The following is a 336-nucleotide window of genomic DNA, read 5'->3' as shown; positions in this document are numbered from 1 at the left end:
GTGCCTGATTTTTGGTGTTTGACCGAAGTGTGAAAAAACTTCGATAAGTGCTTGCCAGAGCGCCAAGTCGCCCGTAGAATGCGCGCCACACCGAGAGACATGGGTGATTAGCTCAGCCGGGAGAGCATCTGCCTTACAAGCAGAGGGTCGGCGGTTCGATCCCGTCATCACCCACCACTCGATGTATAGCGCAGCGGTAGTTCAGTCGGTTAGAATACCGGCCTGTCACGCCGGGGGTCGCGGGTTCGAGTCCCGTCCGCTGCGCCATATTCCACTTCCAGGGCCCACTGAACACCCGGAAGTAACAGAGAAAGCGACCTTAGGGTCGCTTTTTTT

At 56.5% G+C, this 336-nt stretch carries 2 tRNA genes; both read left to right on the top strand.

The features are described from left to right. Nucleotides 1-101 precede the first annotated feature (101 nt). Nucleotides 102-177: transfer RNA gene (locus ACF8FG_RS00010), tRNA-Val, on the top strand. A 13-nt stretch (nt 178-190) separates the two neighbouring features. Next, nucleotides 191-267, top strand: a tRNA-Asp gene (locus tag ACF8FG_RS00005). Nucleotides 268-336: the final 69 nt, after the last annotated feature.

Origin of the sequence: Pseudomonas sp. YQ_6 (assembly GCF_043103245.1) — a bacterium.
Classification (GTDB): domain Bacteria; phylum Pseudomonadota; class Gammaproteobacteria; order Pseudomonadales; family Pseudomonadaceae; genus Aquipseudomonas; species Aquipseudomonas alloputida.
The sequence above is the reverse complement of the archived record's forward strand: the minus strand, read 5'-3'. Positions and strand labels throughout refer to the sequence as shown.